General features: G+C 64.6%; 22 protein-coding genes. 13 read left to right on the top strand and 9 right to left on the bottom strand.

Annotation, left to right across the window (positions count from 1 at the left end; all coding sequences use genetic code 11):
* Nucleotides 1-45: 45 nt before the first annotated feature.
* Genes L6D75_RS13860 through L6D75_RS13845 form a run of 4 tightly spaced genes read left to right on the top strand, consistent with a single transcriptional unit; the run spans nt 46 to nt 3,718 of the window.
* A complete protein-coding gene (locus tag L6D75_RS13860) occupies nt 46-1,332 on the top strand; it encodes an MFS transporter (RefSeq protein WP_176517075.1) in 1,287 nt (428 codons plus the stop codon).
* A 9-nt stretch (nt 1,333-1,341) separates the two neighbouring features.
* Complete coding sequence (locus L6D75_RS13855) at nt 1,342-2,121, top strand: 5-oxoprolinase subunit PxpA (RefSeq protein WP_176517077.1); 780 nt, start codon at nt 1,342-1,344, stop codon at nt 2,119-2,121.
* The gene (gene pxpB, locus L6D75_RS13850; protein WP_176517079.1) at nt 2,118-2,804 is read left to right on the top strand and encodes a 5-oxoprolinase subunit PxpB; all 687 of its coding nucleotides are present in this window, start codon (nt 2,118-2,120) and stop codon (nt 2,802-2,804) included. The genes L6D75_RS13855 and pxpB overlap by 4 nt, the downstream gene beginning before the upstream one ends.
* Complete coding sequence (locus L6D75_RS13845) at nt 2,801-3,718, top strand: 5-oxoprolinase subunit C family protein (protein ID WP_236193577.1); 918 nt, start codon at nt 2,801-2,803, stop codon at nt 3,716-3,718. Before pxpB ends, L6D75_RS13845 begins: the two co-directional genes overlap by 4 nt.
* Before the next feature lie 104 nt (nt 3,719-3,822).
* On the opposite strand, the gene L6D75_RS13840 is transcribed toward L6D75_RS13845, so the two are convergent.
* From L6D75_RS13840 to L6D75_RS13830, 3 genes are all read right to left on the bottom strand, one after another.
* The gene (locus L6D75_RS13840) at nt 3,823-5,001 is read right to left on the bottom strand and encodes a vWA domain-containing protein (RefSeq protein ID WP_176517846.1); all 1,179 of its coding nucleotides are present in this window, start codon (nt 4,999-5,001) and stop codon (nt 3,823-3,825) included.
* A 12-nt stretch (nt 5,002-5,013) separates the two neighbouring features.
* Nucleotides 5,014-5,859: an AAA family ATPase gene (locus L6D75_RS13835; RefSeq protein WP_176517845.1), complete on the bottom strand. Its 846-nt coding sequence runs from the start codon at nt 5,857-5,859 to the stop codon at nt 5,014-5,016.
* A gap of 229 nt (nt 5,860-6,088) precedes the next feature.
* A complete protein-coding gene (locus L6D75_RS13830; protein ID WP_176517844.1) occupies nt 6,089-7,162 on the bottom strand; it encodes a DUF748 domain-containing protein in 1,074 nt (357 codons plus the stop codon).
* 132 nt (nt 7,163-7,294) lie between these two features.
* Between L6D75_RS13830 and cysK the strand changes: the two genes are divergently transcribed.
* From cysK to L6D75_RS13810, 4 genes are all read left to right on the top strand, one after another.
* Complete coding sequence (gene cysK / locus L6D75_RS13825) at nt 7,295-8,269, top strand: cysteine synthase A (RefSeq protein WP_176517843.1); 975 nt, start codon at nt 7,295-7,297, stop codon at nt 8,267-8,269.
* 171 nt (nt 8,270-8,440) lie between these two features.
* Entirely contained in the window at nt 8,441-9,376 is a 936-nt protein-coding gene (locus L6D75_RS13820) for an aspartyl/asparaginyl beta-hydroxylase domain-containing protein (protein ID WP_176517842.1), read from the top strand.
* 220 nt (nt 9,377-9,596) lie between these two features.
* Entirely contained in the window at nt 9,597-9,758 is a 162-nt protein-coding gene (locus L6D75_RS13815) for a hypothetical protein (RefSeq protein ID WP_176517841.1), read from the top strand.
* 114 nt (nt 9,759-9,872) lie between these two features.
* Nucleotides 9,873-10,754: a DMT family transporter gene (locus tag L6D75_RS13810; RefSeq protein ID WP_176517840.1), complete on the top strand. Its 882-nt coding sequence runs from the start codon at nt 9,873-9,875 to the stop codon at nt 10,752-10,754.
* Between the two features lie 6 nt (nt 10,755-10,760).
* Here the strand turns inward: L6D75_RS13810 and L6D75_RS13805 are convergent, their stop codons facing one another.
* Together L6D75_RS13805 and L6D75_RS13800 are read right to left on the bottom strand one after the other, a co-directional pair.
* Nucleotides 10,761-11,231 (bottom strand): DUF4265 domain-containing protein, encoded by a 471-nt coding sequence (locus tag L6D75_RS13805; protein WP_176517839.1) that lies wholly within the window; start codon nt 11,229-11,231, stop codon nt 10,761-10,763.
* 56 nt (nt 11,232-11,287) lie between these two features.
* Entirely contained in the window at nt 11,288-12,169 is an 882-nt protein-coding gene (locus L6D75_RS13800; protein ID WP_176517838.1) for a DMT family transporter, read from the bottom strand.
* Between the two features lie 179 nt (nt 12,170-12,348).
* On the opposite strand from L6D75_RS13800, the gene aceK reads away from it, so the two are divergent.
* Entirely contained in the window at nt 12,349-14,058 is a 1,710-nt protein-coding gene (gene aceK / locus L6D75_RS13795) for a bifunctional isocitrate dehydrogenase kinase/phosphatase (RefSeq protein ID WP_176517837.1), read from the top strand.
* 9 nt (nt 14,059-14,067) lie between these two features.
* On the opposite strand, the gene L6D75_RS13790 is transcribed toward aceK, so the two are convergent.
* On the bottom strand, nt 14,068-14,928 hold the full coding sequence (locus L6D75_RS13790) for a DUF6279 family lipoprotein (RefSeq protein ID WP_176517836.1): 861 nt from the start codon (nt 14,926-14,928) through the stop codon (nt 14,068-14,070).
* 131 nt (nt 14,929-15,059) lie between these two features.
* Here L6D75_RS13790 and L6D75_RS13785 point away from each other — a divergent pair, with 131 nt between their 5' ends.
* On the top strand, nt 15,060-15,896 hold the full coding sequence (locus L6D75_RS13785; RefSeq protein WP_176517835.1) for a CvfB family protein: 837 nt from the start codon (nt 15,060-15,062) through the stop codon (nt 15,894-15,896).
* 2 nt (nt 15,897-15,898) lie between these two features.
* On the opposite strand, the gene L6D75_RS13780 is transcribed toward L6D75_RS13785, so the two are convergent.
* Nucleotides 15,899-16,279 (bottom strand): hypothetical protein, encoded by a 381-nt coding sequence (locus L6D75_RS13780; RefSeq protein WP_176517834.1) that lies wholly within the window; start codon nt 16,277-16,279, stop codon nt 15,899-15,901.
* A 122-nt stretch (nt 16,280-16,401) separates the two neighbouring features.
* A complete protein-coding gene (locus L6D75_RS13775; RefSeq protein WP_176517833.1) occupies nt 16,402-17,871 on the bottom strand; it encodes a right-handed parallel beta-helix repeat-containing protein in 1,470 nt (489 codons plus the stop codon).
* A 243-nt stretch (nt 17,872-18,114) separates the two neighbouring features.
* On the opposite strand from L6D75_RS13775, the gene L6D75_RS13770 reads away from it, so the two are divergent.
* From L6D75_RS13770 to def, 3 genes are all read left to right on the top strand, one after another.
* Complete coding sequence (locus L6D75_RS13770; RefSeq protein ID WP_016711918.1) at nt 18,115-18,294, top strand: CsbD family protein; 180 nt, start codon at nt 18,115-18,117, stop codon at nt 18,292-18,294.
* A 147-nt stretch (nt 18,295-18,441) separates the two neighbouring features.
* Entirely contained in the window at nt 18,442-19,395 is a 954-nt protein-coding gene (locus L6D75_RS13765; RefSeq protein WP_176517832.1) for a YihY/virulence factor BrkB family protein, read from the top strand.
* Entirely contained in the window at nt 19,392-19,928 is a 537-nt protein-coding gene (gene def / locus L6D75_RS13760; protein ID WP_176517831.1) for a peptide deformylase, read from the top strand. The genes L6D75_RS13765 and def overlap by 4 nt, the downstream gene beginning before the upstream one ends.
* On the opposite strand, the gene L6D75_RS13755 is transcribed toward def, so the two are convergent.
* Entirely contained in the window at nt 19,883-20,332 is a 450-nt protein-coding gene (locus L6D75_RS13755) for a GNAT family N-acetyltransferase (protein WP_176517847.1), read from the bottom strand. The two genes, def and L6D75_RS13755, sit on opposite strands and share 46 nt — an antisense overlap.
* Nucleotides 20,333-20,521: the final 189 nt, after the last annotated feature.

Genomic DNA, 20,521 nt, shown 5'->3' with positions numbered 1-20,521 from the left:
CGCCAGACGTCGCCCATAAAACAATACCAACAAGCCGAGGCAAGCATGAACCCGACCGGCGTGCAGCAGCAGGTTTCGCCCTCATCTTCCAGCGGGCCTTTCGCCTGGTACCGCGACATCGACTCCCAGCAACGACGCACCTTCTGGAGCTGCAAGATCGGCTATGGCCTGGACGGCATGGACACGCAGATGCTCAGCTTCGTCATCCCCACGCTGATCATGCTGTGGGGCATCAGCACCACCGAAGCCGGGCTGATCCATACCAGCACCCTCATTGCCTCGGCCATCGGCGGCTGGGTCGCCGGCATCCTCTCCGACCGCATCGGCCGCGTGCGCACCTTGCAGCTGACGGTGCTGTGGTTCGCCTTCTTCACCTTCCTCTGCGGCTTTGCCCAGAACTACGAGCAACTGCTGATCGCCCGCACCCTGATGGGCTTTGGCTTCGGCGGCGAGTGGACCGCCGGGGCGGTGTTGATCGGCGAGGTGATCCGCGCCCAGGACCGGGGCAAGGCGGTGGGCATGGTGCAGGCCGGCTGGGCGCTGGGCTGGGGGCTGACGGCGATCCTCTATGCGCTGCTGTTTTCCTGGTTGCCCGCAGAGCAGGCCTGGCGCGCGCTGTTCCTGCTCGGGCTGGTGCCGGCGATCTTCGTGATCTTCGTGCGCCGCCTGGTCAAGGACCCCGAGGTGTATCGCCAGGCCAAGGCAGTGGAACAGGCCCAGGCACCTGCGCACTTCTACGAGATCTTCGCCCCCGGCATGCTCTGGACCACCGTGCGTGCGTCGTTGCTGACCACCGGCGCGCTGGGCGGCTACTACGCCATCACCTCGTGGCTGCCGACCTTCCTCAAGAACGAGCGCGGCCTGAGCGTGCTGGGCACCGGCGGCTACCTGGCGATGGTGATCGTCGGCTCCTACGTGGGCTACGTGATCAGCGCGTATCTATCCGACCTGCTGGGGCGCAAGAAGAACTTCATCCTGTTTGCCGTGGGGTCGTTCGTCATCGTGCTGCTGTACACGCAGATGCGCGTCAGCGACGACCTGATGCTGTGGCTGGGCTTCCCCCTGGGCTTCTTCGCCTCGGGCATCTTCAGCGGCATGGGCGCGTTTCTCACCGAGCTGTTCCCCACCCGCATCCGCGGTTCGGGGCAGGGCTTTTGCTACAACATCGGCAAGGTGATCGCGGCGCTGTTCCCGCTGCTGATCGGCCTGCTCAGCCAGAAGGTATCGCTGGGCCTGGGGATTGGCGGCTTTGCCGCGGTGTCTTACGGTGTGGTGATCCTGGCGGCCCTGAGCCTGCCGGAAACCCGCGGCAAGCAACTCAAGGCGAGCTAAGGTAGGCACATGAACATCGACACGGGAGCACGCCAGGTGAAACGCCTGCTACTCAATTGCGACATGGGCGAAAGTTTCGGCAGCTGGCGCATGGGCCTGGATGCCGAGGTAATGCCCTACATCGACTGCGCCAACATCGCCTGCGGCTACCATGCCGGCGACCCGAGCATCATGCGCCGCACGGTGGCCCTGGCGCTGGAGCACGGCGTGACCATCGGCGCGCACCCGGCCTACCCGGACCTGGTCGGCTTCGGCCGCCGCTCCATGGCCTGCAGCCCTGAAGAAATCCGCGACCTGCTGCATTACCAGATCGGTGCCCTGGACGGCATCTGCAAGGTGCTCGGCGGCCGCGTAGCCTATGTGAAGCCCCATGGCGCGCTGTACAACGACATGATGGCCGACCCGCTCAAGCTGCGCACCGTGCTGGAAGCCGTGGCGGCCTATGACAGCGGCCTGCCGCTGATGCTCATGGCCACCGCCGACAACTGCGCGGCCCAGGCCCTGGGCGATGAAGTCGGCGTGCCGCTGTGGTTCGAGGCCTTCGCCGACCGCGCCTACACCGCCAGCGGCCACTTGGTCTCGCGGCGCCTGCCGGGTGCGGTGCATCACGACCCGGCATTGGTGGTCGAGCAGGCCGTGCGCCTGGCCCGCGGTGAAACACTGGTGGCCGATGATGGCAGCGCGTTGAAGCTTGCCGCCAGCACCCTCTGCGTGCATGGCGACAACGACAGTTCGGTGGCGGCCGTGCGCCAGATCCGCCAGGCCCTCGATGCGCTGGAGGCGCGATGAAGCTGCGTATCGAGGTGGTGGCCATCGACAGCCTGATGGTGCGCCTGTTCGACCGTATCGACGAAGCCAACATGCCCTGGATGCTCGCCGCCAGCCAGCGCCTGAGCGCGGCGTTCGGCGTGCATCTGCTGGACCTGGTGCTGTCGTACACCACGCTGATGCTGCAGTTCGACCTGCCGCCAGGCGAGGCGCGGGCGCTGATCGGCCAGGCGCTGGACGGCCTGCAGGCCGACACCGGCAAAGGTGGCCGGCGCCATGAAATCCCGGTGTGGTACGACGCCAGCGTCGGCCCGGAACTGCCGGTGCTGGCCGCACGCAGCGGGCTGAGCGAAGCCGAAGTGATTCGCTTGCACAGCGAGCGCGAATACCCGGTGTTCGCCCTGGGCTTCGCCCCCGGCTTCGGCTTCATGGGGCTGGTCGACGAGCGCCTGGCCAGCCCGCGCCTGAGCACGCCACGCAAGCGCGTGGCGGCCGGCAGCGTGGGTATCGCCGAACGCCAGACGGCGGCGTATCCGGCGGTATCGCCGGGTGGCTGGAACCTGATCGGGCGCACGCCGGTGCGCCTGTTCGACCGCGAACGTGAGGGCTACAGCCTGCTGCAGCCGGGCGACCGGGTACGTTTCGTGGCGGTGTCGCGGGCCGAATTCGTGGCCTTGGGCGGTGATGTGGAGGTGCAGGCATGAAGCAATTGCAGATCGAGGCCAGCACCGCCTTGTGCCAGCTGCAGGACGCCGGCCGCTTTGGCGTGCGCCACCTGGGGGTGACCCAAGGTGGGGCGCTGGACTGGGTGGCGATGCATTGGGCCAACTGGCTGCTGGGCAACCCGCTGGGGGCTCCCGTGGTCGAGGTGGCGCTGGGTGGTTTTGCGCTGGTAGCCGAGCAGGATTGCGTGCTGGCGCTGGCCGGGGCAGACCTGGATGCGCGGGTGGATGATCAGCCACTGCTGCCATGGCGCAGCTTCAGCCTGGGCAAAGGGCAGCGCTTGACCCTGAAGCAGCCAAGGCAAGGTGTGCGGGCGTATCTGGCTGCCCCGGGCGGATTCGTTGGTGAGGCTGTGCTGGGTAGCTGCGCTACGGTCGTGCGCGAAGAACTGGGGGGTATCGATGGGCGAGGGGCCGCGCTAGCCAAAGGGCAGATGATCTCCTTTGCCGGTGGTTCGCCGGCCTTGCGCGAAGTGCCGGTGGCCCTGTGCCCGAGCTATGTGGCCAAGCCCGTGCTCGACCTGGTGATGGGCGCGCAGATCGGTGACTTCAGTGGCACCAGCCTGTTCGAGGCCTTCAACCGCGACTGGACCCTGGATAGCCGCGCCGACCGCATGGGTATCCGCCTGTTGGGGCCGCAGTTGGTCTACCAGGGCGCGCCGATGATCTCCGAAGGCATTCCGCTGGGGGCGGTGCAGGTGCCGCCGGATGGGCAGCCAATCGTGTTGCTCAATGATCGGCAGACCATTGGCGGCTATCCGCGGCTGGGGGCGTTGACGCCGTTGGCGTTGGCGCAGCTGGCGCAGTGCATGCCGGGGGCGCTGGTGCGGTTCAGGGCGGTGGTGCAGGAGCAGGCGTGGCGGGAGCAGCAGGCGTATCTGCATCGTTGGCGGTGAGGCTGCTGGCCCTATCGCCGGCAAGCCGGCTCCCACAGGGATTGGGGTGTGCTCGGTACCTGTGGGAGCCGGCTTGCCGGCGATAGGGCCGGTACAGTCGGCAACTACTTGGACAGGTAACGCATCCCTTCCTCCAACCCCTGCAAGGTCAGCGGGTACATCTTGTCCTCGATCAGGTCCCGCACCAGGTGCGTCGATGCGGTGTATTCCCAAGCCTGCTTCGGATAAGGGTTGATCCAGATGACCTTCTTGAATTTCTCCATGAAACGCTGGATCCACACATAACCGGCTTCTTCGTTCCAGTGCTCGACGCTGCCACCGGGCTGGGTGATTTCGTAAGGCGCCATGGCCGCGTCACCGACGAACACGACCTTGTAGTCATCGCCGTACTTGTGCAGCAGGTCGAAGGTGGAGAAGCGTTCCGAGGTGCGGCGCAGGTTGTTCTTCCACACCGATTCATACACGCAGTTGTGAAAGTAGTAGTACTCCAGGTGCTTGAACTCGGTCTTGCACGCCGAGAACAACTCTTCGCAAACCTTGACGTGGGCGTCCATCGAACCGCCGATATCGAACAGCAGCAACAGCTTCACGGTGTTGCGCCGCTCCGGGCGCATCTGGATGTTCAGCAGCCCGGCGTCACGCGCGGTGTGGTCGATGGTGCCGTCGATGTCCAGCTCTTCGGCGGCGCCTTCGCGGGCGAACTTGCGCAGCCGGCGCAGGGCCAGCTTGATGTTGCGCGTGCCCAGTTCGACCTGGTCGTCGAGGTTCTTGTACTCGCGCTGGTCCCACACCTTCACGGCCTTGCCCTGGCGCTTGCCGGCTTCGCCGACGCGGATGCCTTCGGGGTTGAAGCCGCCGGAGCCGAACGGGCTGGTGCCGCCGGTGCCGATCCATTTGTTGCCGCCGGCGTGGCGTTCCTTCTGCTCTTCGAGGCGTTTCTTGAACTCCTCGATCAGCTTGTCAAGGCCGCCCAGTGACTGGATCTGCGCGCGCTCTTCATCGGTCAGGGAACGCTCGAATTCCTTGCGCAGCCAGTCTTCGGGGATCAACGCCTCAAGGTGCTGGTCGAGGTTTTCCAGGCCCTTGAAGTAGGCCGAGAAGGCCCGGTCGAACTTGTCGAAATGGCGTTCGTCCTTCACCAGGATGGCCCGGGCCAGGTAGTAGAACTCGTCCATGTCGGCGAACACCACGCGCTTTTGCAGGGCGTTCAGCAGGTCGAGCAGCTCGCGCACCGACACCGGCACCTTGGCCGCGCGCATTTCATTGAACAGGTTGAGCAGCATGGCCGGCTCCTGTCAGCGGTTGCCGCGCCGGCTCATGAAGGCCAGGCGCTCGAGCAGCTGCACGTCCTGCTCGTTCTTCACCAGGGCGCCGGCCAGCGGGGGGATGGCCTTGGTCGGGTCGCGCTCGCGCAGCACCGCTTCGCCGATGTTGTCGGCCATCAGCAGCTTGAGCCAGTCGACCAGCTCGGAAGTGGAGGGCTTTTTCTTCAGGCCCGGGACCTTGCGCACATCGAAGAACACATCCAGCGCTTCGCTGACCAGCGACTGCTTGATGTTGGGGTAGTGCACATCGACGATCTGCTGCAGGGTGGTGCGGTCGGGGAAGGCGATGTAGTGGAAGAAGCAGCGGCGCAGGAAGGCGTCGGGCAGCTCTTTTTCGTTGTTCGAGGTGATGATGATGATCGGGCGCTGCTTGGCCTTGATGGTCTCGTCGATTTCGTAGACGTAGAACTCCATCTTGTCGAGTTCCTGCAGCAGGTCGTTGGGGAACTCGATATCGGCCTTGTCGATTTCGTCGATCAGCAGGATTACCCGCTCTTCGGCCTCGAAGGCTTCCCAGAGCTTGCCCTTCTTCAGGTAGTTGCGCACGTCGTGGACCTTGTCCACGCCCAGCTGCGAGTCACGCAGGCGGCTGACCGCGTCGTACTCGTAGAGGCCCTGGTGAGCCTTGGTGGTGGACTTGATGTGCCAGGTGATCAGGCGGGCGCCGAAGGAGGCGGCCAGCTGCTCGGCGAGCATGGTCTTGCCGGTGCCCGGCTCGCCCTTGACCAGCAGCGGGCGTTCGAGGGTGATGGCCGCGTTTACTGCCAGTTTCAGGTCGTCTGTGGCGACGTAGTCGCGGGTGCCTTCGAACTTCATCGGGGGTGTCCTCTGCGGGGGCCTTTACTGGCCCTATCGCCGGCAAGCCGGCTCCCACAGGTACGCCACAGCTTTCAAGGCTTGTGGTTTGCCTGTGGCAGCCGGCTTGCCGGCGATAGGGCCACAACGGGCAATACATGTTTGTCGTTTGTCAGCGACTATACCCCGGCCCCAGACGCGTGCAAACGCAGACCGGGTATTCAGTCCCTGAATGGCCCGTCACGGCCGCTCAGTCGGCTTTCGGCGGCGACTGCTCGTAGCGTGCGTTGAATGCCTGGATGAAGCCGTTGCGCAAAATCTGCAGAAACGCCTCGAAGGCGCTGATGTCCTGCTGGTGCACGCTGCCGCTGAGCTCCACGCGGGTGGCGAACTGGTTCTTGCGCTGGTTCTTCAGCGCCGTCTCGCTGGCCCCCACCAGCGCCTCCCACACCGAGCGCAGGAAGCTCTTGTTCTTGTTTTCCACGTCCTGCTGCCAGTTGAACACCTCGACATCGCGCAGCAGCGGCTTGATATAGCCGTTCAGGCGCCCATCCTGGGCCTGGGCTTCGATCACAACGTCGCCATGCCCGGCATTGAAGTCGAACTTGCCGTAGGCGCTGGCGAAGTCGTTGAGCTTGCGCAGCTCGATGCCGGTGGCGCGCAGGCGGAACTGGAAGTCGTCGAAGTCGCTGAAGGGGTCGAAGGTGGCGCGGCTTTCCACCTTGGCATCGCCCAGCAGCAGGGCGTTGGCGTCGAAGCTGGCGTCGCGCCGGCCCTTCTTGTCGCGCACGTTGGTCAGGTTGCGGATGTCGGCGTCCAGCTGGGTGGCCTTGAGGTTGACGGGCGGCTTGGAGCTGAAGTTGCGAAAGGTCAGGGTGCCGTGGTCGATGTGCACCTGGTCGAGGGTGATGGGCAGCAGTTTTTCCAGCTGCTGGCGCCAGTCGGTGCCTTGGCCGGTCTGCGAGGCTTGATGGCTGCCGCCGTCGACGAAGTTGATCTCGGGGTGGACGAAGGTCACCTTGGCCACCACGGCATGGTCGAACCACAGCGAATGCCAGCTCACCGACAGGTCGATCAACGGCGCATCGAGCAGCGGCACCGGCACCTTGCCGCTGGTCTTGACGATCTTCAGGCCATTGATCTTGTAGGCGCCGCGCCACCAGGCCAGGTCCACGTCAGCGACCTGGCCGCGGTACTCGCCCATGTCGGCCAGCTTGTCGTTGAGGTAGTCGCGCACCAGGTAGGGCAGCGCCAGGTGCAGGGCAACCAGCAGCACGACCAGGCCGGCGAGGGCGACCAGCGGCCAGCGGTAGCGAGCGTTCATCGCGGGCTCTCCAAGGCAGGATGCTCGGTTGACCGCGCGTGCTGGCGGGGAGTTCGAACAGGCTTTACTGGCTTCCGGGGCAGGCTTACCCTTTAAGTCTTTCCCTGCTCAATTCATGTCAAGGATCCTGCCATGAGCCGTATCTACGCAGACAACGCCCATTCCATCGGCAACACGCCGCTGGTGCAGATCAACCGCATCGCCCCGCGCGGTGTGACCATCCTGGCCAAGATCGAGGGGCGCAACCCGGGCTACTCGGTGAAGTGCCGGATCGGCGCGAACATGGTCTGGGACGCCGAGAGCAGCGGCAAGCTCAAGCCGGGCATGACCATCGTCGAGCCGACCTCGGGCAACACCGGCATCGGCCTTGCCTTCGTCGCCGCTGCCCGCGGCTACAAGCTGATCCTGACCATGCCGGCGTCGATGAGCCTGGAGCGGCGCAAGGTGCTCAAGGCCCTCGGTGCCGAGCTGGTGCTGACCGAGCCTGCCAAGGGCATGAAGGGCGCGATCGAGAAGGCCAACGAGATCGTCGCCTCCGACCCCGCCCAGTACTTCCTCCCGGGCCAGTTCGACAACCCGGCCAACCCGGCCATCCACGAGAAGACCACCGGCCCGGAAATCTGGAACGACACCGACGGCGCGGTCGACGTGCTGGTGGCGGGGGTGGGCACCGGCGGCACCATCACCGGCGTGTCGCGCTACATCAAGCACACCCAGGGCAAGTCGATCCTGTCGGTGGCGGTGGAACCCGTGTCTTCGCCGCTGATCAGCCAGACCCTGGCCGGTGAGGAGCTCAAGCCCAGCCCGCACAAGATCCAGGGCATCGGCGCCGGCTTCGTGCCGAAGAACCTCGACCTGTCGATCGTCGATCAGGTCGAAACCGTGACCGACGAAGAGTCCAAGGCCATGGCCATTCGCCTGATGCAGGAGGAGGGCATCCTCTGCGGCATTTCCTGTGGCGCTGCCATGGCAGCGGCAGTGCGCCTGGCGGAAAAACCGGAGATGCAAGGTAAGACCATCGTCGTAATCCTGCCCGACTCCGGCGAGCGCTACCTGTCGAGCATGCTGTTCAGCGACCTGTTCAGCGAGCAGGAAAACCAGCAGTAATCAGCCCGGCCGCTGATCCGGCGCAACATTTGCCGGCCTGGTTCGTTGCAAAATCTTCATGACTGAGATCCTGCCCAGGTTGTTTTTACCTGGGCAGGATGGGTTTATGATGGCCGGATGATTTTTTTGGGGCAGGCAGCGCTGGCCTGTTTCCATTCCAAGGAGTGTTGCATGACCTTTTCCTTCCTCGCCAAGGCGGGTGTCCTGCTGGTGTTCTTCGGCAGCGTGCTGTTCGTGCACCTGCGCGGCAAGGCGCGCCTGCCGGTGCTGCGCCAGTTCGTCAACCATTCGGCGCTGTTCGCCCCGTACAACAGCCTGATGTACCTGTTTTCCGGTGTGCCGTCCAAGCCGTACCTGGACCGCCAGCGCTTCCCTGAGCTGGATGTGCTCAAGGACAACTGGCAGGTGATCCGCGAGGAGGCCATGCGCCTGTTCGACGAGGGCTACATCCGCGCCGCCGAAAAGGACAACGACGCCGGTTTCGGTTCGTTCTTCAAGAAGGGCTGGAAGCGCTTCTACCTGAAGTGGTACGACAAGCCGCTGCCGTCGGCCGAAGCGCTGTGCCCCAAGACCGTCGAGCTGGTCAGCAGCATCCCCAACGTCAAGGGCGCGATGTTCGCCCTGCTGCCCGGCGGCAGCCACCTCAACCCGCACCGCGACCCGTTCGCCGGCTCCCTGCGCTACCACCTGGGGCTGTCGACGCCCAACTCCGACGACTGCCGCATCTACGTCGATGGCCAGGTCTATGCCTGGCGCGATGGCGAAGACGTGATGTTCGACGAAACCTACGTGCACTGGGTGAAGAACGAAACCGACGTGACCCGGGTGATCCTGTTCTGCGACATCGAGCGCCCGCTGAGTAGCCCGCTGATGACCCGCATCAACCGCAAGGTCAGTGCCTTCCTCGGCCGCGCCACCGCGCCGCAGAACACCGATGACGAGCGCGTGGGCGGCATCAACCAGGCGTATGCCTGGAGCAAGCGCTTCAGCAACAAGATCAGCACCCGCATGAAGCAGTTCAAGCGCGCCAACCCCAAGGCCTACCGCATCCTGCGGCCGGTGCTGGCGGTGGTGGTGGCTTACCTGTTGTATCGCTGGTTGTTCTGACGTCGCCGCTGAACTGTTGTTGTAGGAGCGGCCTCGTGTCGCGAAAGGGCCGCAACGCGGCCCCAGATGATCGATAACACTGCAGAAATTGTAGGGGCCGCTCTGCGGCCCTTTCGCGACACAAGGCCGCTCCTACACACCGCGCGTTATTTAGAGACGCTTGTCGTAGGCACAATCCCTCGCTATAGTCCGGTGCATTCACTTCCTCGAAGACCTGTTCATGCCAGCCACCCCTTCCACCACACGCTTTGCCATCGCGCCAGTCGCGGGCATGGTCGTGCGTGGCAGCCAGCAGCCGGCCATGATCAGTCATTACCCACCACCTGTCAGTGGCGTCGTAGGCGGCGTAGCTCCGCCTCGCTGCGTGGTCGTGCTGGGCTGATCGGCCTCTGGCCGCATCCCTTCACACGCGCAACCTACTGAACACGGTCGGCTACTTCCCTTACTGAAGTTCACGCCCACCGTTCGGCTTATTTGCCCGAATACAGGTGCATTCATGTCTGCCTTAAGCAAAACCTCCGTGGCCTCGGCGGCCACCACCAGCCTGTTCGTCCTGCTCTGGAGCAGCGGCGCCATCGTTTCCAAGCTCGGCCTGGCGCAGGCCAGCCCGTTTGCCTTCCTGCTGCTGCGCTCGGCGCTGGCGCTCACCGGCCTGTTGCTGATCAGCCCGTTGCTGGGCCTGCGCTGGCCGCGTACCCGCGGGGCCATCCTGCGCGCCCTGGGCACCGGCTGCGTGCTGCTCGGCGCCTACCAGATCTTCTACTTGCTGGCGCTCAACACCCATGTCACCCCCGGCGTCATGGCCACGGTGATGGGCGTGCAACCGATCCTCACCGTGGTGCTGATGGAGCGCCAGCGCTCCTGGAGCCGGCTGTTCGGCCTGGGCCTGGGGCTTGCTGGGCTGGTGATGGTGGTCTACCAGGGCATCAACCTGGGCGGAGTGTCGCTGCTCGGCATGCTGTTCGCCCTTCTGGCCCTGGCCAGCATGACCTTTGGCTCGATCCTGCAAAAGCGCATCACCGACAACCCCATGGGCACCCTGGGGCTGCAGTACCTGGCAGGCTTTGCCCTGTGCGCGGTGTTCGCACCGCTGCAGCCGCTGCACGTCGAGTGGAGCACCCGTTTCATCGGTGCGCTGCTGTGGATGGGCCTGGTGGTCTCGCTGCTGGCGACCCTGCTGCTGTACCGGCTGATCGCCAAGGGCAACCTGGTCAACGTCACCAGCCTGTTCTACCTGGTGCCGGCAGTGACCGCGGTGATGGACTACCTGATCTTCGGTAACCGCCTGGCCCCGCTCAGCCTGCTGGGCATGGGCCTGATCGTGGTCGGCCTGCTGTTCGTGTTCCGCAAGCCTGCGGCGCGGCTGGCCGAAGCGTAGGGCGTTCTAGCGAAACTCTTCGGGGATGGCGTGGCGCAGCACGCCCTCCTCGAAGTCGAGGGTGCCGGCTTCGCGCTGGGTCAGCAGGTAGTAGAGCAGGGTGTCGAGTGAACGCGAAGGCGGCACCTCGACAGCCAGCATTCTCACGGCCTTTTCCACCTGGCTCGGGCAGCCGAAGTCTTCGAGCGCGGCGCGTACCTGTTCCAGGTCGCCAGCGGCTTTTACCAGAATGCGAAATACCGAGGCGCCGCCACTGCATTGCAGGGCTGCAAACCAGGACTGCTCGCCGTCCTCGCTGATGCTGATGGTGTCGCCGGGGGCGATGCCATAGGCATAGAAGGGGATGCTGTCGACCTGGTAGCCAGCGTCGGTGCGCTTGGCCCACAGGCCTTCGACCGAGGCGGGTGGGTAGCCTTGCGCATCCTGCTCCAGGCGCCAGAGCACGATCTTGTAGGCTGAGGTTTGCTCAGGGGGCATGGGGCTTTACAGGTCAGGAGGGCTGCGTATCGTAATGCGCTTTGCCCCCTCTGTCTTCAGGCAACGCGCCTGCCCGGCTTGAGCACCAGCCACAGCGCCACGCCAATCAGCACGCCGCCGTACAGGTGCCCCATCGACAGCGACTCATCCAGCAGCCATGCGCCCCACAGCACGCCGAACACCGGAATCAGGAAGGTCACGGTGCTGGCCTTGACCGGCCCAATCTCGGCCAGCAGGCGGAAGTAGAGGATGTAGGCGAAGGCCGTGCACAGCAGCCCCAGGCCCAGCAGCGACAACCACACCTGCCAGCCGCCCCAGCTTGCCGGGGGCTGGGTCAGTGCGCTCCAGGCGAACAGCGGGGTCATCATCAAGGTGGCGCCGAGCATGCTGCCCAAGGCCGAGAGGCGGCTGTCCAGGTCACTGACCCAGCGCCGTGCGAGGAACCCGGCGAAGCCGTAGCAGGTGGTGGCGGCCAGGCAGGCCAGCGCGCCCTGCAGCAAGGCCATGTCCAGGGCCACAGGGCCAGCGCCGCTGAGGATGCCGACGCCGAACAGGCCAAGGAAGATGCCGCACAGCTTGGGCAAGGTCATCGCCTCGCGGAAGAACAGCGCGCCGATCAGCACGCCCATCAGCGGCGTGGTGGCGTTGAAGATTGCCGAATAGCCGGCTGGCAGCAGCTGCGCCGCCACCGAATAGAAGGTGGCCGGGATCCCTGAGTTGATCATGCCCAGTACCAGGCAGGCGCCGAGCTTGCCCTGGAAGTTCCAGCGCACGCCGGCGGCGGCGAGGATGACGATCAGGCCCAGGCAGGCGATGGACACGCGGAAGAAGGCGGTGGGGATGGTGCCCAGCTCGGGGGCGATGATGCGCATGAACAGGAAACTCGCGCCCCACACGGCGGCAAGGGTCAGCAGGCGGGTCAGGGCGATGGGGCTCACGGCGGTCTCCAGGTACAAGGCAGGGCGCGAGTGTACGCGACGTGGCGGGATGGGTTCTTGTGCTTTCTTGCTGTGTGAATCTGCGCGGGCCTGTGGGAGCCGGCTTGCCGGCGATGGGGCATCGCGAAATGCCGGGGCCGGCTAAGCTGTCTATCTCAACCTGCACCGAGATGCCTTGCATGACCGAGCACTGGCCTGCCGGCGAAATCGCCCGGATGATCCTCGATGGCTTCGACGACTACCGCGAACACTTTCGCCGCATCACCCTCGGCGCCCGCGAGCGCTTCGCGCAGGCGCGCTGGCAGGAGAGCCAGCGCGCGGCGGCTGCGCGGATCAACCTCTATGAACGCAAGGTCGGCGAGGTCAACAGTTGGCTGCGCGATGGCTTCGAGGACGAGGTGCTGCTGCAGGTGGCGCAATGGCCGTTGGTGAAAAGCGCCTACATCGGCCTGATCGACCCGCGCCTGGACGATGAACTGGCGGAAACCTGGTACAACTCGCTGTTCTGCAGCCTGTTCAGCCACGACCAGATCAGCGACGGCTGCATGTTCATCCACACCACGCGGCCCTCGATGCGCGGGCGCGAGCGGGCTGCGCAAACCCGCACCTACCGCCTCGATGGCAGCCTCAAGGGCCTGCTGCGGGCGATTTTCGCCGACCATGCGTTCGCCTACGGTGACCTTGAAGGCGACCTGTCGCGCCTCGAAGAGCAATTGCGCGAGTGCCTGCCGGACTGGGTGTGCAAGGACCCGGCGCTGGCCGTGGAACTGTTCGTGCCGGTGCTGTACCGCAACAAGGGCGCCTACCTGGTCGGGCGGCTGTACAACGCCGACGAGCAGTGGCCGCTGGTGATCCCCCTGCTGCACCGCGAGGGCCATGGCATCGAGGCCGACGCGTTGATCACCGACGAGGCCGAGGTGTCGATCATCTTCTCCTTCACCCGCTCGTATTTCATGGTCGATGTGCCGGTGCCGGCGGAGTTCGTCAACTTCCTCAAGCGCATCCTGCCGGGCAAGCACATCGCCGAACTGTACACCTCGATCGGCTTCTACAAGCATGGCAAGTCGGAGTTCTACCGGGCGCTGATCAACCACCTGGCCAGCAGCGACGACCGCTTCGTCATGGCCCCCGGGGTGCGTGGCATGGTCATGAGCGTGTTCACCCTGCCGGGCTTCAACACCGTGTTCAAGATCATCAAAGACCGCTTTTCACCGTCCAAGACCGTCGACCGCGCCACGGTGATCGACAAGTACCGCCTGGTGAAGAGTGTCGACCGGGTAGGGCGCATGGCCGATACCCAGGAGTTCGCCGACTTTCGCTTCCCGCGTGGCAAGTTCGAGGCCGAGTGCCTGGCCGAATTGCTGGAAGTGGCACCGTCCACCGTGGCCCTGGAAGGCGACACGGTGCTGATCCGCCACTGCTGGACGGAGCGGCGCATGGTGCCGCTCAACCTGTACCTGGAGCAGGCCAGCGAAGCCCAGGTGCTCGAAGCACTGGAAGACTACGGCCTGGCCATCAAGCAGCTGGCGGCGGCGAACATCTTCCCGGGCGACATGCTGCTGAAGAACTTTGGCGTTACCCGGCATGGCCGGGTGGTGTTCTACGACTATGACGAGATCAGCTACCTGACCGAGGTGAACTTCCGCCATATCCCGCCGCCGCGCTACCCGGAGGACGAGATGTCGGGCGAGCCGTGGTATTCGATCGGGCCGCATGATGTGTTTCCCGAGGAGTTTCCGCCGTTCCTGTTTGCCGATATCGGCCAGCGGCGGTTGTTCAGCCGCTTGCACGGCGAGTTGTATGACGCCGATTACTGGAAGGGGCTGCAGGAGACGATTCGCCAGGGCAAGGTGATCGATGTGTTCCCTTATCGACGCAAGGGGCGGTGATACAACTGCTCATCCCTTCAAGCACTTGAGCTCGCTGAAATCGGTGCGCACCTTGGCCAGCTGGCCCTGCAGGAACTGGCGCTGGGCCGGCGTGCTCTGGTGCACCAGGTCGATGAGCAGGCTGCGCGCTTGCTGTTCGCTGTTCTGGAAGGCGATGCGGTACTCCGGCGTCCACAGGCTTTCCTTGCGCTGCAGCAGTTGCGCCAGGCGTGGCTCGAAGCTTTGCTCGCCGCGCTGGTTCATGGCCAACAGCAACTGCTGCTGCCAATGGGCGCGGTTGGCGATCGACTCGCGGTTCTGGTCGCCCAGCGCCTGTGACCAGCTCAGCACCCGCAGGCGCTGGGCGGCGGAGAGCTCGCCGAACCAGGGCGCCAGGCGTTTTTCCATGCGTTCGGCGCGGCGGGTGATCTGCTTGGGCAGCGGGGTATCGGCGTATTGCTTCTGGCGCTCGCTGATGTCTTCGCGGAAGGCTTCGCGCATTTTCGCCACCTGGGCATCGCTCATGCCCCGCAGCAGCTCGGTGGCCGAGGGGGTGATCTGCTCGGCGACCCGGCCAATCGCCTGGCGGGCTTCGGCCGTGCGCTGCTGCAGGGCCTGGTCGGTGACCTGGTCCTCGGCCAGCATGTCGCGTACCCGGTCCAGCCAGTCGAGGTAGCCGGGCAGTTGCGTCTGGCAGTGCCAGGCCAGGTGCTGCTTGAGCCGTTCGTCGAGCAGTGCCTTCTGCTCGCGGTTCATCGCCAGGTAGTCGTCCAGCGACCAGGGCACCAGCCGGTCGAGGTTGCGGTAGGCCAGGTCGATGCGGCTGCAGGCCGCCAGGGCCAGGGCGAAGCCGAAGGCGATGAGCAGGGCTTTGGACAGGCGTAGAGGCATGTGCTGATCCTTGCAGTGGCTGGCCACTCGGTAGACGCAAGGGCCGCGCGGACGGTTCCGCCAAATCAGCGGTGGGGCAGCGTGCGGGCTTCAGGTGTAGAATAGCCGCCTTGTCTTGAGGAACATCGGAAATGGCTCTGCTTGGGCGTTACAACAGTTTGCAAATCGTGAAACACGTGGACTTCGGCCTGTACCTGGATGGCGGCGCCGACGGCGAGATCCTGCTGCCCGGGCGCTACATCCCGAAGGACGCCGAAACCGAGATCGACGACTGGCTGAACGTGTTCATCTACCTGGACAGCGAAGACCAGCTGATCGCCACCACCGAGAAGCCCAAGGTGCAGGTCGGCGAATTCGCCAGCCTCAAGGTCAAGGACATCAACGGTGCCGGCATCTTCCTCGACTGGGGCCTGTCCAAGGACCTGCTGATGCCGTATTCGGAAGAGGCGCGGCCGCTGAAGGTCGGCGATTACTGCGTGGTGCACGTCTACCTCGACAAACGCACCCGGCGCATCACCGCCACTTCACGCCTGGACCGCTACCTGGACCGCACCCCGGCCGACTACCCGATCGGCCAGCCGGTCGAACTGCTGGTGGCCGGGCAGACGCCCATGGGCTTCAAGGCGATCATCAACAACCGCCACTGGGGCCTGATCCACAAGAACGAAGTGTTCAAGTTCCTGCGCTCGGGCATGCACGAGAAGGGCTACATCAAGGAAGTGCGCCATGACGGCAAGATTGCCCTGAGCCTGCAGCCGGTCGGCCAGGCACTGTCCGAAGGCCTGCATGAGCAGATCATGGCGCGCCTGGAAGCTGAGGGTGGGGTGTTGCCGGTGTGCGACAAGAGCGACCCGGAAGTGATCAGCCGCATGTTCAATGTCAGCAAGGGCAACTTCAAGAAGGCGATTGGTGCGTTGTTCAAGCAAGGCCGCATCGTCATCCATGACGATCGCATCGAGCGGGCCTGAAATCAGGCCTGCACGAACGGCTTGAAGTCGAGCTGCTCGCCACCCGGGCGGGTGTCGCGCAGCAGCGAGTCGCGGTCGGCGCTCAGCGCCAGGCTGATGGTCGAGCGGCGCTTGCCGGGGTTGCGCACTTCCATCTGCTCCTGGTGAGCCTTGAGGAAGTTGGTGGGCACCTTGAGGTGCTGCAACTGGTCGGTCTCGGGGGTGTGCAGCAGCAGGTTGACCCAGTCTGGCTGGCCTTTGCGCAGCAGTGCCACCGGTACATCGAACCACCACAGGTTGCGTTTGCGGTCGAGGATGGCGAACAAGGTGTTGGCGCTGCTGAGCACCGGGTTGGCCAGCGCCTGGTTGCGCCGGGCGATGGCGGCGGGTTTGTCGAGTTTCATGCAGGTTCCTGCGGGTTGACGCTTGATAAGGGCTGCATTGTGAGGGGTGGCGGGTAGCGGGGCAACCTTTGCTGGCCCAATCGCCTGTAGGAGCCGGCTTGCCGGCGATTGGGCCGGCAGCCTCAGCGACGAACCGGCAGGCTCAACTCGGAAGTCGCGCCATCGGCCGTGGTCACGGTCGCGGTAAAACTGTGCAACCCTGCAGCCCCCTGCAAAGGCTGGGCAAACCGCGCCCGCCCTTGCTCATCGCTGTTCACCAGCACTTCCCCCAGATACTGCTCGGCCTCGCTGCCCTGGGCCTGGGCATTGCCAAACACCTCGACCCGCAACAGGCTCGACGCCGGCCCGTTCACCTCGCCGCGCAGCACCTCGCCGTCCAGCGCCAGCAACCGTGGCGGCTGCTGATTTTGGTTAGGCAGCGGCTGGCACGGCTTGGGCTCGCCCTGGGCATCGCAGATGGCCGCCTGGTCTTTCTCCGGCAACTCTGCCCCGACCCCGCGCGAGCCGACATACAGGGCATGCGCCTGGGCCGGCACGCCAAAGACGATGGCGCCGGTACGCTGTTTGGCCACGCACGAGCCGCCTGCCTCGCAGCGGCGAATGTCCTGGCTGTTGCCCCAGATGCGGTTGCCCGTCAGGCGCGTGGCGGTGACCTCCGGTTCCGGGCGCAGGGCCACACCGATGCGATTGCCGTGGATCTGGTTGCCGTCGAGGATGTTGCCTTCGCCGGTCACGCTGACGCCGATCGAGTTGCCACTGAAGGTGTTGGCACCCAGGTAGTTGCGCTTGCCCCAGTTGATCTGCAGGCCATCGGAGTAATTCTCGAAGCGGTTGCGCACCACCGTGTTGTCGTTGCCCAGCAGGATCTCGATGCCCTGGGAGGGCTCGGGGTTGGCGGCGGTGGAGCGGAACAGGTTGTCGGCCACCAGGTTGAACGCCGCGCCGCGGGTCAGCTCCAGGCCATCGCCGTTGTCGATGAGCTGGTTGCGCAGCACCTTGTTGTTGACCGTGGTGGTGGCGGTGGGGTTGCCGGCGCCGTCGTCGCCGGTGAGCATGATGCCGGCACCGCCCTTGTTGGCGACGATGCGGTTGTCTTCGATGACGTTGCCACTGGCCCGGTTGACCAGGATGCCGATGCAGAAATTGCGCACCTCAAGGCCGCTCAACTGCACGCCCTGGGTATCACGCAGCACCAGCCCGGGATGGGTGGTGGTGCGCACGTTGGTGCCGAACTGGCCGGGCAGGGCGCCGGGGCAGGTGCGCACACCCTGGTCCTTGATGTAGCCGGAGCCGTCGATGGCGACGTACTGCCCCTCTCGCGCCCAGGGCAGGCCGGTGATGCGCACCGGGCCCTTGATTTCCGGCAGGGCGTGCGTCGGGCGGATGACATACGGGGCCTTGCCGACGGCGGCGATTTCGATGCGGTACTGGCCGGGGTGCAGGTTGCTGGTTTCGATTGCCCAGCGCAGGGTGCCGGGTTGGCCATCGTCTTCATAGCGGTCCACCCGCAAGGTGTCACTGGCCGGTGCGGCGGCGAGTGCAGGCAGGGGCAACAGCGGCAGCAGGGCCGCGAGCAAAGGCATGAGGCGCATGGGTGCGGGGTTTCCGAAAACTGTTGTTTTTATCGAGGGCAACCTGCTTGGGGCTGCCGTTTGCCGCGATTCTAGGCAGCTGCCTGAGCTTATGCAGCGGCCTGGGGCTGATTCGGTGCGGTATTCGCCCGCAGAATTACCGCTCGGCTTGAGCGCTGCAAATTGTTTGAAACTCCTGGGCAGGTGCCCCGGTCCACCCAATGTCGACACGGACCCCGTGTCTCCATTTGCAGGAGATTTGCCATGAGCGGCACTAAAGACAAAGCAAAAGGCTTGGCCAATGAAGCTGTCGGCAACATCAAGCAGGGTGTCGGCAAGGTGACCGACAACGACAAGCTGCGCGCCGAAGGCAAGGCCCAGGAACTCAAGGGCGAGGCGCAGCAGATCAAGGGCAACGTCAAGGACGCCGTGAAAAAGCCTTGATGGTGAACTGACTGGCCGGCCTCCCTGTGTGGAGGCCGGCACAGTTTCAGGCAGGCAAATTCTTCAACTATGGTAGGGAGCGGTACATCAGTCGCGTGGTCTATTAGACTTGCCTGTTGTATTGATCAAGCGGCGAAAGGAGACGCTATGATTTTCCCCGACCTGCGCGGCCTGCCCTTGCACCGCGTGCTGGTACGCACCGTCCAGGAATTTCTCGACGACGAGATGTCCACCTATGCCTCAGCGCTGGCCTACCAGATGCTGTTTTCGCTGTTCCCGTTCCTGCTGTTTCTGATCGCCTTGATCGGCTTTTTGCACCTGCCGGACTTCTTCTCCTGGTTGCGCCTGCAATCGGAGCTGGTGCTGCCGCCCCAGGCGCTGGAACAGGTCAACCCCGTCATCGACCAGTTGCAGCAGTCCAAGGGCGGCCTGCTTTCAGTGGGTATCGTGATCGCGCTGTGGACCGCCTCGGCCGGCGTGCGCCTGATGATGAGCGCCATGAACGCCGCCTACGACGTGCCCGAGGGGCGCCCGGTATGGAAGCGCATCCCGCTGTCGATCTTCTACACCATCGGCATCGCCGGTATGCTGCTGTCGACCGCGGCACTGATGGTGCTGGGGCCGCAGGTGATGGAGTGGATCGCCGCACAAGTCGGCATGCAGGAGGTGGTGGTCACCGTGTGGACCATCCTGCGCTGGCCGGCGATCATCATCCTGATGATGGTGGCGGTGGCGTTGATCTACTACGTGATGCCCGATGTGAAACAGAAGTTTCGCTTTATCACCCCAGGTTCGGTGCTGGCGGTGGTGGTCTGGATCATCGCCTCGCTCGGCTTTGCCTATTACGTGAAGACCTTTGCCGACTACAACGCGATGTACGGCAGCATCGGTGCAATCATCGTGCTTTTGCTGTATTTCTACATCTCCGCGGCCGTGTTGCTACTGGGCGCTGAAATGAACGCCGTGATCGAGCACATGTCGGCCGAGGGCAAGAACCCCGGCGAGAAGGATTTCGAGGGCACCCAGGCCAAGGAAAACCTGACCGTGCTCGGCCATGAGCATCCTGCCGAGCCCCAACCGTCCGAGCCGAACCCGCGATGATCCGTGACATCCTCAAGATGGGCGACGAGCGCTTGCTGCGCATCGCCCCAGCGGTACCCGACCACCTGATCGGCAGTGCCGAGCTGCAACAGCTGATCGACGACATGTTCGAGACCATGCGCCATGTCGGCGGGGTAGGGCTGGCGGCGCCGCAGATCGGCATCGACCTGCAGTTGGTGATCTTCGGCTTCGAGCGCAGCGAGCGTTACCCGGATGCCGAGGCCGTGCCGCAGACCATCCTGATCAACCCGGTGATCACCCCGCTGACCAGCGAAGTCGAGGATGGCTGGGAGGGCTGCCTGTCCGTCCCCGGCCTGCGCGGTGTGGTGCCGCGCTACAAGCACATCAGCTATACCGGCATCGACCCGCAGGGCAACCCGGTCAACCGCTTTGCCGACGGCTTCCATGCGCGCGTGGTGCAGCACGAGTGCGACCACCTGATCGGTCGGCTGTACCCTTCGCGCATTCAGGACTTCGCCAAGTTCGGCTACACCGAGGTGCTGTTCCCAGGGCTCGATGCCAGCGACGACTGAGCCCGCACCAGGGCAATGAGTGGCTTGCTGCGCTGGTAGCGCAGCAGGCGGCTTGCCAGGCTTTGCGGCAGGCTTGTGGCGGGTTCGAAACCCAGGCGCTCATACAGCCCGGCAAGGTCGGGGTGGCAGAACAGCCACGTACTGCCACAGGCCTCTGCCAATGCAGCGTTGACCAACTGCCCGGCCACGCCCTGGCCCCGTTGTGTCGGGGCGACGAACAGGCCGCTGAGCCAATGGCCGCTCTCCACGGGCCTGAGGCTCAGGCCAGCGACGATGGCCGTGGCCCGTGCCACCCACAGCTGCCCTTCATTGTCTGCACGCATGCGTGAACCATGCTGGCGGTAGAAATGATCGAGCAGGCGGCGCTCGGGGCCGATCAATTGGGTGCAGTGCAGCGCAGTCATGGACATTCCGGAAACTCGTGGCAGAAGCTCTGTGGCGGTGTTTTCAGGCGTTTTTTGTTGCAGATTGTTGCAAATTCTACAAGGGTGAATGTCCGACGTCGGGGTTCAACTATTCCGATCGGGGAGTAGAATTTCAACCATCCCCCCTGGCAGTACGACGAAGCGGGATCGGTACTTCGTGTCATCTTC

Origin of the sequence: Pseudomonas faucium (genome assembly GCF_021602585.1) — a bacterium.
Lineage (GTDB): Bacteria > Pseudomonadota > Gammaproteobacteria > Pseudomonadales > Pseudomonadaceae > Aquipseudomonas > Aquipseudomonas faucium.
This window is presented reverse-complemented; position numbering and strand designations above follow the sequence as displayed.

Coding starts and splice junctions, on each gene's coding strand:
- L6D75_RS13860 (WP_176517075.1), top strand. CDS start 46: ATGAACCCGACCGGCGTGCAGCAGCAGGTTTCGCCCTCATCTTCCAGC.
- L6D75_RS13835 (WP_176517845.1), bottom strand. CDS start 5,859: ATGAAGTTCGAAGGCACCCGCGACTACGTCGCCACAGACGACCTGAAA.
- L6D75_RS13805 (WP_176517839.1), bottom strand. CDS start 11,231: ATGCCCCCTGAGCAAACCTCAGCCTACAAGATCGTGCTCTGGCGCCTG.
- L6D75_RS13855 (WP_176517077.1), top strand. CDS start 1,342: ATGAACATCGACACGGGAGCACGCCAGGTGAAACGCCTGCTACTCAAT.
- L6D75_RS13780 (WP_176517834.1), bottom strand. CDS start 16,279: ATGAAACTCGACAAACCCGCCGCCATCGCCCGGCGCAACCAGGCGCTG.
- L6D75_RS13785 (WP_176517835.1), top strand. CDS start 15,060: ATGGCTCTGCTTGGGCGTTACAACAGTTTGCAAATCGTGAAACACGTG.
- L6D75_RS13845 (WP_236193577.1), top strand. CDS start 2,801: ATGAAGCAATTGCAGATCGAGGCCAGCACCGCCTTGTGCCAGCTGCAG.
- L6D75_RS13755 (WP_176517847.1), bottom strand. CDS start 20,332: ATGACTGCGCTGCACTGCACCCAATTGATCGGCCCCGAGCGCCGCCTG.
- L6D75_RS13840 (WP_176517846.1), bottom strand. CDS start 5,001: ATGCTGCTCAACCTGTTCAATGAAATGCGCGCGGCCAAGGTGCCGGTG.
- cysK (WP_176517843.1), top strand. CDS start 7,295: ATGAGCCGTATCTACGCAGACAACGCCCATTCCATCGGCAACACGCCG.
- L6D75_RS13810 (WP_176517840.1), top strand. CDS start 9,873: ATGTCTGCCTTAAGCAAAACCTCCGTGGCCTCGGCGGCCACCACCAGC.
- L6D75_RS13820 (WP_176517842.1), top strand. CDS start 8,441: ATGACCTTTTCCTTCCTCGCCAAGGCGGGTGTCCTGCTGGTGTTCTTC.
- pxpB (WP_176517079.1), top strand. CDS start 2,118: ATGAAGCTGCGTATCGAGGTGGTGGCCATCGACAGCCTGATGGTGCGC.
- L6D75_RS13770 (WP_016711918.1), top strand. CDS start 18,115: ATGAGCGGCACTAAAGACAAAGCAAAAGGCTTGGCCAATGAAGCTGTC.
- aceK (WP_176517837.1), top strand. CDS start 12,349: ATGACCGAGCACTGGCCTGCCGGCGAAATCGCCCGGATGATCCTCGAT.
- L6D75_RS13765 (WP_176517832.1), top strand. CDS start 18,442: ATGATTTTCCCCGACCTGCGCGGCCTGCCCTTGCACCGCGTGCTGGTA.
- def (WP_176517831.1), top strand. CDS start 19,392: ATGATCCGTGACATCCTCAAGATGGGCGACGAGCGCTTGCTGCGCATC.
- L6D75_RS13815 (WP_176517841.1), top strand. CDS start 9,597: ATGCCAGCCACCCCTTCCACCACACGCTTTGCCATCGCGCCAGTCGCG.
- L6D75_RS13775 (WP_176517833.1), bottom strand. CDS start 17,871: ATGCGCCTCATGCCTTTGCTCGCGGCCCTGCTGCCGCTGTTGCCCCTG.
- L6D75_RS13790 (WP_176517836.1), bottom strand. CDS start 14,928: ATGCCTCTACGCCTGTCCAAAGCCCTGCTCATCGCCTTCGGCTTCGCC.
- L6D75_RS13830 (WP_176517844.1), bottom strand. CDS start 7,162: ATGAACGCTCGCTACCGCTGGCCGCTGGTCGCCCTCGCCGGCCTGGTC.